Below are 9,988 nucleotides of genomic sequence, written 5' to 3'. Positions count from 1 at the left end.
GCGCGGGCGGTGCGGAACGCCACCTCGATCCAGTCGTTGCCGGTGCCCTGCAGGTTGGACGAGCGGCGGCTGCCGTCCTCGTTGAACGCCTCGTTGACCACGTCCCAGGCGACGAGCTTGCCCCGGTAGTGGGCCATGACACCGTTGATGTGGTCGATCATCGCCTGGCGCAGCGCGCTGCCGTTCAGGCTCTGCATCCAGCCGGGCTGCTGGGCGTGCCACGCCAACGTGTGGCCGCGGACCTTGATGCCGCGCTGGTTGGCCCAGTTGTAGATCTGGTCGCCCGCGCTGAAGTTGAACTGCCCCCGGTTCGGCTGGGTGGCGTCGGGCTTCATCTCGTTCTCGGCGGTCACCATGTTGAACTCACGGGCCGCGATCGTGCTGTACGTCGAGTCGCCGAGCCGGTTGGCGGCGATGGCGGTGCCGAAGTACCGCCCCGACTGCGCGGCGGCGGCGCCGAGGGTGCTGGCCGCTGCGTTCGCGTTCGGGATCACGAGCACGACGGTCAGCAGGGCGAGGGCGCCGGCGGCCGCGGTGAGCGCGGCGGCGCGGATCGGTGATCGCCGCTGTCGGTTCCGGCCATGATGCGCCGAGGGCAGCGCTGTCATCATGGTCTCCTTTCGTGGTCGGCGCACGCGTCGTCTCGGGCGATCTGTCGCGGCGCCATGGGAACGGGCATCGATACCGGGGCATGTTGCCACGCTTGGATACCCCGTCGCAACGGAAACTTTTCGATAACTTCCGGAAGACGATCACTGGCCAATGTGGCAAGGCCTCCGCGCGACCCCAGGTCGGCATCCACTGAGGAGCATCGTTCCTGCAGTTCGCGAGGCCTGGCGAGCGATCATCACCGATCACCCAGAGCCGTCCGTCGCACGGCACAAAAAATCGCACCGCAGTGGATCACTGCGCTCGCACCGAAACTTCCGGATTACCTTCGGAACAGCTCAGCTGGCGGCCATCACCGCGACGGTGTGGGCCGTGATGCCCACCGGAGGCTCGCCCGACGACCGGCGCACCACCTCCAGCACATGTCGCTGCGCCTGCTCGGCGAGCCCGTCATAGATCTCGACGAACACCTCTCGGGCGCGCGTGCGCGGCCAGCCCGCCGGCAGCAGCTCCACGGGCAGCTGCGGATCGAGCAGCGGGATGTGCCGGTAGTCGTCCATGATCTCCGTCCGGGCCCGGACCGCCGCGGCTCCGACGATCCGCCCCTCGCGGACGCGCTGCAGCAGCGGCCGCCACTGCCGGTCGAAGGCCGCGTAGTGCTCGGTGATCGCGGCGATGTCCCACGCCTCGATCGGGTTGCGGTCCGCAGTGGCGGCCAGGTCCACATGCGCCGCCCGGAAGACGGTCATCGCCCCGGGCGTGACCGCCGCCAGCCGCCCGGCGACGGTGGGGTTCCACGGATCCGGCGACACCCACAGCCCGTCGTACAGCGGCGCGAAGCCCAGCCAGCGCAGCTGGCCGCGCAGCGATCGTCGCTGGGTGCCGTGCTCCTGCGGCAGCGAGAAGGCGACCAGCGTCCAGGTGCCGTCCCAGGTGCGCACCTGCTCGGCGAAGCGGGCGATCCAGGCTCCCCCGGCCGACAGCTCGTCGGCGGCGTCCCTGGTCAGCCGGTAGAAGCTGTGCCGGCCATCCCGGCTGCTCTCCAGCACGCCCCGGCGGGCCAGCCGGCTGATCGCGGTCCGGGCCGCGCCGCTGGTGATCCCGAACTCGCCGAGCAGGGTCGTCACGGCGGCCGACGGCAGCCAGGCGCGGGTGGGCAGCGTGTAATCGGCGACCAGCGTCGTCGCCAGGCCCTGGGGCGAGTTGCCCGCCTGGCGTCGCGGCAGCCGGGAGCCGCCGGCCACATCGGGGAAGATCTCTTCTATCTCGAACGGATTCACCACGACTCCGGCGCTGAGACGACCAGACCCCGCGGCACGGGGTCCCGCTCATCGTAGGGGCGGGGCGTCGGCGCCCCCACGACACCGGGCAGCCCGGCTGCCATCCGAGTCGTTCGATTGACACTTTCATGTCCGACCGGCATTCTTCATGACACACGTCGTCGATGGAGCCCGACGGCGTACGCGATGGAAGTCCGGCACACCGGCAGGGGCAGGCAAGGGCAAGCCGACCCGCAACTGTGGCGATCAAGGAAGTGCCATGACACGAACGACCAGCTCAAGACGACAGCGGTGGGCGCTGAGCAGCCTGCTGACACTGGCGCTGACCGGCGCGGTCCTGCTGGTGCCGCGCCTGGCCGAGGCCGGGCCGACCGCCGGCTGCGGCAGGACCCCCACGCTGACCAGCGGGACTCATTCGATCCAGAGCAGCGGCCAGAACCGCAGCTACATCCTGAGCATCCCGAGCACCTACACCAACACCCGGCCGTACCGGCTCATCTTCGGACTGCACTGGCTCAACGGCACCGCAGGCGACGTCGCCACCGGCGGAGCGGACGGGGCGGCCTGGGCCTTCTACGGGCAGAAGCAGCTGTCCAACGACGGCACGATCTTCGTCGCGCCGCAGGGCATCAGCAACGGGTGGGCCAACACCAACGGCCGGGACGTCACCCTGATCGACGACCTGGTCCGGCTGGTGGAGGCCGACCTGTGCGTGGACACGACCCAGGTCTACGCCATGGGCTGGAGCTACGGCGGCGCGATGAGCTACGCGCTGGCCTGCGCCCGGCCCACGGTCTTCCGCGCGGTCGTGGTCTACTCCGGCGCCAACCTCAGCGGCTGCAGCGGGGGCACGCAGCCGGTCGCCTACTTCGGCATCCACGGCACCCACGACAGCGTGCTCAACATCTCCAGCGGACGCTCGATCCGCGACACCTTCGTCCGCAACAACGGCTGCACCGCGCAGAGCCCGCGCGAGCCTGCCCAGGGCAGCCTGACGCACATCACCACCGCCTACGCGGGGTGCCGGGCCGGGTATCCGGTCCAGTGGGCGGCCTTCGACGGCGACCACGCACCCCACCCCGTGGACGGGTCGACAGCCACCAGCGGCACGCGCACCTGGACCTCGGCGGCGGTCAACACGTTCCTGGCCCAGTTCGCCGCCCCGCCCTCGCCCAGCGCCTCCCCGTCGGCCAGCGCCTCCCCGTCGGCCAGCCCGTCACCGAGCAGCTCTCCCTCGGCGAGCCCCGTGCCGAGCAGCCCCGCGCCGTCCTCGCCCGCGCCTGGCGGCGCGTGCAGCGCCACCTACCGGACGGTCAACTCCTGGCCCGGCGGCTTCCAGGCGGAGGTGACGGTAACCGCCGGCCGCGCCCCGATCTCGGGGTGGGCCGTCGGCTGGACGCTCACCAGCGGCCAGTCCATCACCCAGCTGTGGAGCGGCACCCTGTCCAGCAGTGGCCAGTCCGTCACGGTGCGCAACGTCTCCTACAACGGGGCGCTGGCGGCCGGCGGATCGACCACCTTCGGCTTCCTTGCCGGTGGCACTCCGTCGACCCCGACGCCTGCCTGCTCGGCCGCCTGAGGCACCACCCGCGCAGGCTCGTCGCACTGAAGATGTCTGAACAGCGGGTCGACGACCCGGCCTCGCCGAGAGCGAGGCCGGGTCGTCGACCACGTGGTCAGCTGCGCAGACTCCATTGCTGGTTGGCGCCGCTGTTGCACGACCACAGGACGATCTTGGTGCCGTTGGCGGTCGCCGCGCCGGTGGCATCCACGCACAGCCCGGACTGCACGCTGGAGATGGTGCCGTTGGCGTTGAGGTTCCACTGCTGGTTGGTCGCGCCGTGGCAGTCCCAGATCACCACCGCGGTGCCGTTGGCCGTGCCGGCCCCGGACGCGTCCAGGCACTTGTTGCCGTACAGGGTCAGCTGCTTGCCGCTGGTGTAGGTCCAGCGCTGGTTGGTGCCGCCGTGGCAGTCCCACAGCTGCAGCTGGCTGCCGTTGGCGGTCGCGCTGTTGGGCGCGTCGATGCAGCGGCCGGACTGACCGCCCACGATCTGCACGTTCTGCTGGCCGCCTCCGCCGCCGCCCTCACGGCGCACGATCGACTTCGACTCGACCGACCGGACGCCCTGCGCGTCCAGCACGTAGAGCCGGTACTCGCCCGCCGATGTCGGAACCGCGATCGAGGTGGCGGTGCCGGTGGCACGGGTCATCGTCGGCCCGGCCACGAAGCTGGTCGTGCCGTAGGGGGCGAGCCAGACGGACCTGGCCGCGTCGCCGGTGCTCCGGATCGGGATCGAGGTCCCGGTGCCGCCGACGTACGTGCTGGCCGGCAGCACGTAGTCGCTCAGCACGAGGTTGCCCTGCGGGATGATGCCCCGGTAGGCGTCCTCGAGCCCGGAGTTCACGGCGATGCCGTATGCCGCCGCCGGCCAGACGTAGTCGGCCGAGACGAGGATGTCGTGGACCGTGCTGTTGGGCAGGTTCTTGTTCGACACCTTGTTGATGGGGCCGTACGTCTGCGTGATGCTCAGATCGTGCTTGCGCCCCCAGTCGTCGGAGTTGATGAGCCAGGTGACGTTCTTGTCCACGCTCAGCACGTTGTCGCGGAACGTCATGTACGCGGAGCCCTCGTCCGGGTGCAGCCCGTACTTGTGGCCGGACGGAACGCCCTGGAGGTAGTTGTTGCTGATGGTTGTCCCGGGCTGGCTGCCCAGGGTGTAGATGGGCGCCGTGTCGCTGAGGCGCTGCACCGTGTCGATGAAGTGGTTGTAGCTGATGTTGTTGTTCTTCGCCGTCGTCGTCGGGCGGTTGGGCGCGATCGAGCCGGACGAGCCGTCGAAGTTCCACCACCCCCAGCCCATCGTGATGCCCGACCACGGCGCCTTCTCGATGCGGTTGCGCTGCACCGTGAGCGTGTCGACGAAGTAGGCCGAGATGGGGCTGTGCCCGTTGAACAGCACGGCGCTGTCGTAGAGGTAGTTGTTCCTGATCTCGATGCTCTTCGGCAGGCCTTCGACCTGGACCGGATACTTCTCGCGGTTGCCCGACGTGTGGTCGCCGATGTACACGTGCTGGGGGTGGCCCACGCTGACGGCGGACCCGGCGATGTCGTTGGTGAAGTTGCCGATCAGCTGCGAGTTCTGCACGTCGTTGACCATGCCGATGCCGTCGCCGCCGGTGTGCTGGATCCGGTTGCGCTGCAGCAGGATCCCGTCGGCGTTCTGGACGTCGATGATGGTCGGCGTGACGTCGACGTTGCGGTAGTAATAGACGTGGAAGTTGCCCTTGGCGTACGCGGTGGCGCCCAGGTTGCCCTGCTGTGCCTGCTTGAAGGACGAGCCGGCCACGTTGAACAGGTTCCAGTCGGAGTGCTGCACGGTGATCCCGGACAGCGTGATGTTGCGTGCGTGGCTGCCGGTGGCGGTGCCGGCGATCCGCACCAGCGTGGTCACGTTGTTGGGCGCGAAGACCAAGGCGGTCGCCATGTTCTCCGAGCCGGACTTGTAGTAGTACAGCGTCCGGGTGGACTTGTTGAAGAAGAACTCACCCGGCGTGTCCAGGAACTCGTACGCGTTCATGACCTTGTGTGCGCCGCCCACCTGGGCGTTGCCGTTGAACGCGCCCTGGGCGATGGCCGCACCCGGCTGCTGGAACAGCGCGATGCGACCGGAGCCGTCGCTGGTCACCTGGCGGACTCCCACGATGGCGGTGGTCCAGGTGGTGCCGGTCTCGATCTCGATGTCGTCGTGGTTGCCGCTGATAGCGGGAAAGTCCGACGCGCTGTACCGGGCCCCGTCACACTGCGACCCCGACTCCCAGGCCCACGCAGCCTGACCGGCCGTGACGTTGTATGTCCCGTAGCAGCCCGCCGAGGAGATCGTCTTCGACGCCATGTGGGCGCGCTTGCCGTTGACATAGAGCGCGCGCAGCTTGTTGGCGCGGTCGAGGGGTGCCTTCCAGATGTTGCCGCTGTGCTGGGTCCATCCCGTCACCTGCACCCCGCCGTCGAGGACCGGCGTCTCGTCGGGGTAGGCGGCGTAGACGACGCGGTGGCCGTTGGTGCCCGAGTCGGTCGCACCGAACTCGATGGTGCTGCTCACCGGATACGTTCCGCCGCGCAGATACACGTAGATGTCGCCGGTCATGTTCGTGTTGACGGTGCGGACGAGGTCCCGGGCGCGTTGCACGGTCCGCAGCGGCGAGCCGATGGTCCCCGGGTTGCTGTCGTTGCCGTTGGGGGCGACGTAGTACGTCGCCTGGATCGCGGCCGAAGCGGGCGCCTGGTGGGCGACGGCGGCCGCCAGCGAGGCGGACACCAGGAGCAGCACCGCCGACAGCGATCTTCCCATGGTCGATAGAGCTGGCTTCACGTCTTCTTCTTCCTTTCGACTGCCGCAGCACGCGTGCCCGCCGCGGTGACCCGACGGTTCCGGTCAGTTCCGGGTGGACCACTGCTGGTTGGCGCCGCCATGACAGCCCCACAGCTGGAGCCTGGATCCGTTGGCGGTGGCCGCGCCCGACACGTCGACGCACAGCCCCGACTGCACGCCGGTGATGGTGCCGTTGGCGTTGAGGTTCCACTGCTGGTTGGCCTGACCGTTGCAGTCCCAGATGATCACGGCGGTGCCGTTGCCGGTCCCGCCGGCGTTGGCGTCCAGGCACTTGTTGCCGTACACCGTCAGCTGCCGGCTCGCGGTGTAGGTCCAGCGCTGGTTGGTCCCGCCGTGACAGTCCCACAGCTGCGGCTGGGTGCCGTTGGCCGTGGACGAGTTGGGCACGTCGACGCAGCGGCCCGACTGCTGGCCCACCAGCAGCACGTTGGTCCGGCCGGGCGCCGGGCTGCTCGGCGGCGGGGAGCTCGGCGGCGGGTTGGACCCGAACTGCGACAGGAACCGCCAGGCCTCCGCCTTGGTCCAGGTCCTGGCGCCGTCCTCGCAGCCGGAGCATCCCTCCACCGGCGCCGGCCCGTGGCCGCCGTCGAAGGCTGCCCACTGCACGGGGTACCCCGCACGGCAGGAGTACGTGGTCGTGATGTGCCTGCCGCTGCCCGGGGCCGGTTCGGCGGCGTTCTGCTGGGCGCAGCCGTTGTTGCGCAGGAAGGTGTCGCGCAGTGAGCGGCCCTGCGCGATGTTGAGCACGTTGTCGGAGATGCCGTGGATGCCGAAGTAGGCGATCGGCTGGGTGCCGCCGCTACAGCCGGACAGCTGCGCGCCCGCGTACACCACCACGGCGCGGAACACGGTCGCCCGGGAACAGGCGATGGCGTAGCTCATCCCGCCGCCGTAGCTGAAGCCCATGGCGAACAGCTGGGCGGTGTCGACGCACAGGTCGTTCTGGATCATCCGGATCATGTCGTCGGTGAAGGTGACGTCGGCGCCGCCGGAGTTGGCCCAGCCGTTGCCGAGGCCCTGCGGGGCCACCAGGATCGCGCTGTTGTCGGACTGCTGCTGCATGCCGTAGTACGACCACGTGGTGCCGCTGCTGCCACCGGAGGAGACGTCGTTCATGGTGCCTCCCCGCCAGTGGTAGGCGAAGATGAGCCGGTAGGGCCGGGTGTTGTTGTAACCGTCAGGGACACGAAGGTTGAAGCTGCGGCTCTGGCCGCCGCTCTGGATCGTGTGCGTGCCGGTGCGCAGCGTCGGGCTCTTGCCGCATCCTGCGGTCGGCGCGGCGTACGCCGCCGGTCCGGTCAGTGCGGTGGCCGCCAGGGCGCCCGCGAGGACGACGGCGGCTGCGCCGAACCCGGCGAGCCACCGTCGCAGGACGTGTCGGTGCTGGATGGATGTCACAGTGCTGTCTCCTTGCCTGGGAGCGAGGACTGCACTGCCGGTAGCCGCCTGCGGTCGGGGCACGGGACAGCACAGCCATACCGCCGCACCCGGGCGGGCAGGCGGTTGATCTGTCGGCCGGTGGGAGCCCGACCGGGGCGCGTTGCGGCCGGCGGCCCGGCCGTCGATTCGCCACGCTGCTGGGCTGAGGGTGGTCGGCTCACTGCCCTGGCCGACTGTCCTCGTGGGACAGCGCCACCGTAGCGACGTAATACGTCACATGTCAACGTTCGTCGTTTGATCAATGGCGGCCGCGTAGATCGCTCCCACCGCCACGCGCGACGCGGGCGAACGCTCCCCAGGTGTCTACAGGGGACAACCACCCGGGATCATCTGGGGCGCAACGACCTCCAGCACGCCACCTGTCATGCCGGACGGCCGAGGAAGGACTCACGCAGGCTGCCCTTGGCCACCGGCGGATCGCCCTTGACGCAGCGAATGTTATCGGTCACATTGGACCGGATACATCATATGTCATCCATGTCCCCAGGCTCGGTAGGTCAGGCGCCGGCCGGCTCCTGGACGAAGTGGCATCGATATGAGCGATGACCGCTGCCCTGGCGCAGTGGCCGCTCGACCCGTGTGACCGAGCGAAGGGATCGACGATGTCCAAGTACGCGCGCCGGCTCGCCACCGCGGCGGCCGCGCTGTTGTTGACCGCCGCGGCGGTGGCGCTGCACGGCGGCGTGGCCGGCGCCGAGTCCAACGGCGGGGTGCGGGTCATGCCGCTGGGCGACTCGATAACCGAGGGCACCCAGGTGCCGGGCGGTTACCGGATCGGGCTCTGGCAGCGGATGGCCGCCGGCGGGTACCGCGTCGACCTGGTCGGCACGCAGTTCAACGGCCCCTCCGCCCTCGGCGACCACGACCACGAGGGCCACCCCGGATGGCGGATCGACCAGATCGACGCCAACATCGGCGGCTGGCTCCAGAACACGACCCCGCGTACGGTGCTGCTGCACATCGGCACCAACGACGTCCTGCAGAACTACAACCTGTCCGGCGCCCCGGGCAGGCTGTCCAACCTGCTCGACCGGATCACCGCAGCGGTGCCGTCAGCGGACGTGTTCGTCGCGACCATCATCCCGCTGAGCAACACCGGCCAGGAGAACGCCGCGCGCACCTTCAACGCCGCCATCCCCGGCATCGTGCAGAGCAAGGTCAACGCGGGCCGGCGCGTCCACCTCGTCGACATGCACAGTGCGCTCACCACCGCCGACCTCATCGACGGCATCCACCCGACCGCCACCGGCTACGACAAGATGGCCGCCACCTGGTACGCCGCACTGCGGTCGGTGCCGGGCAGCATCGGCACGAGCACCGGCCCGGCATCGTCCACGCTGGTCAGCGCAGCCTCCGGGCGCTGCCTCGACGTGCCTGGAAGCAACACGGCCAACGGCGTCCAGCCCATCATCTGGGACTGCAGCGGACGGCCGAACCAGCAGTGGACCGTCAGCGGGCAGAGCATACAGTCGCTCGGCAAGTGCCTGGACGCGCCCACCGGCGCGACGCCGGGGTCCAAGGTCCAGCTCTGGACCTGCAGCGGCGCGGCCAACCAGCGGTGGAACCTCAACAGCAACGGCACGGTCAGCAACCCGGGCTCGGGACTCTGCCTGGACGTCTCCGGCAACGCCACCGCCAACGGCACACCGGTGATCCTCTGGACCTGCACCGCCGCAGCGAACCAGCGGTGGACCCGCGGGTGAGTCCGCCCGTCAGGCCCGCCCGGCGGGATCGATCGCCCACCGGGCGGGCCCCTGGACCTGGCACGTGCCCCGGCCGCCGAGCGTGGCAGCGGGCTGACGACGGTCTGCTCCCGCGCGCCCTGACCGTACGAGAGCTGGCGCATTCATCGATGTCTATCTATGCTATGCACATCGCCCTGAAGACGATGGAGGTCAGATGCGCAACCTCAAGACGGCGCTGCTAGCGGCGGTCCTGGTCGGCTCGACGGTGTTCGCCGGGGCGGCACCCGCGCAGGCCGCGCCCATCCTGCGCGGCGTCTACTACGAGAACTCCGAGTGCCACCGGGTCGGCAACTACGGCATCCAGAACGGTTACTGGCCCGGGCCGTACCAGTGCGTCTGGTATCCCGTCCCCACCAACAACCCGCCGGGTTTCTGGTTCCTCTACGCCTGAAGCCGCCGCGGACGCCGTCCCGGGCAGCCTCAGACCAGATCGCACACGGCCCTCGGCCGGCGGTGCACCGCTTGCAGCTGAACCGCGCCGCTCCACCTTGGAGCGGCCCTCGGCCGGCGGAGCACCGCC

At 69.7% G+C, this 9,988-nt stretch carries 7 protein-coding genes; 3 read left to right on the top strand and 4 right to left on the bottom strand.

Annotated features, from left to right (window positions below; genetic code table 11):
* Positions 1 to 608: endo-1,4-beta-xylanase (locus AB0J67_RS36510; RefSeq protein WP_363489575.1), on the bottom strand; the 608-nt coding region annotated here is incomplete at its 3' end.
* 339 nt (positions 609 to 947) lie between these two features.
* Positions 948 to 1,889 carry a PaaX family transcriptional regulator C-terminal domain-containing protein gene (locus AB0J67_RS36505; protein WP_363489573.1) on the bottom strand — a complete coding sequence of 314 codons (942 nt, stop codon included), beginning with the start codon at positions 1,887 to 1,889 and terminating at the stop codon, positions 948 to 950.
* A 259-nt stretch (positions 1,890 to 2,148) separates the two neighbouring features.
* Here AB0J67_RS36505 and AB0J67_RS36500 point away from each other — a divergent pair, with 259 nt between their 5' ends.
* Positions 2,149 to 3,468 (top strand): cellulose binding domain-containing protein, encoded by a 1,320-nt coding sequence (locus AB0J67_RS36500; protein ID WP_363489571.1) that lies wholly within the window; start codon positions 2,149 to 2,151, stop codon positions 3,466 to 3,468.
* Between the two features lie 97 nt (positions 3,469 to 3,565).
* Here AB0J67_RS36500 and AB0J67_RS36495 read toward each other — a convergent pair whose 3' ends face one another.
* Entirely contained in the window at positions 3,566 to 6,262 is a 2,697-nt protein-coding gene (locus AB0J67_RS36495) for an RICIN domain-containing protein (RefSeq protein WP_363489569.1), read from the bottom strand.
* A gap of 63 nt (positions 6,263 to 6,325) precedes the next feature.
* Complete coding sequence (locus AB0J67_RS36490; protein ID WP_363489577.1) at positions 6,326 to 7,600, bottom strand: ricin-type beta-trefoil lectin domain protein; 1,275 nt, start codon at positions 7,598 to 7,600, stop codon at positions 6,326 to 6,328.
* Between the two features lie 725 nt (positions 7,601 to 8,325).
* Here AB0J67_RS36490 and AB0J67_RS36485 point away from each other — a divergent pair.
* Positions 8,326 to 9,426, top strand: coding sequence for a ricin-type beta-trefoil lectin domain protein (locus AB0J67_RS36485; RefSeq protein WP_363489567.1), 1,101 nt, complete (start codon positions 8,326 to 8,328; stop codon positions 9,424 to 9,426).
* Between the two features lie 196 nt (positions 9,427 to 9,622).
* Positions 9,623 to 9,859 (top strand): hypothetical protein, encoded by a 237-nt coding sequence (locus tag AB0J67_RS36480; RefSeq protein ID WP_363489565.1) that lies wholly within the window; start codon positions 9,623 to 9,625, stop codon positions 9,857 to 9,859.
* Positions 9,860 to 9,988: the final 129 nt, after the last annotated feature.

The sequence above is a fragment of the Catellatospora sp. NPDC049609 genome, assembly GCF_040675365.1.
Classification (GTDB): Bacteria; Actinomycetota; Actinomycetes; order Mycobacteriales; family Micromonosporaceae; genus Catellatospora.
This window is presented reverse-complemented; position numbering and strand designations above follow the sequence as displayed.

Coding starts and splice junctions, on each gene's coding strand:
- AB0J67_RS36480 (WP_363489565.1), top strand. CDS start 9,623: ATGCGCAACCTCAAGACGGCGCTGCTAGCGGCGGTCCTGGTCGGCTCG.
- AB0J67_RS36500 (WP_363489571.1), top strand. CDS start 2,149: ATGACACGAACGACCAGCTCAAGACGACAGCGGTGGGCGCTGAGCAGC.
- AB0J67_RS36485 (WP_363489567.1), top strand. CDS start 8,326: ATGTCCAAGTACGCGCGCCGGCTCGCCACCGCGGCGGCCGCGCTGTTG.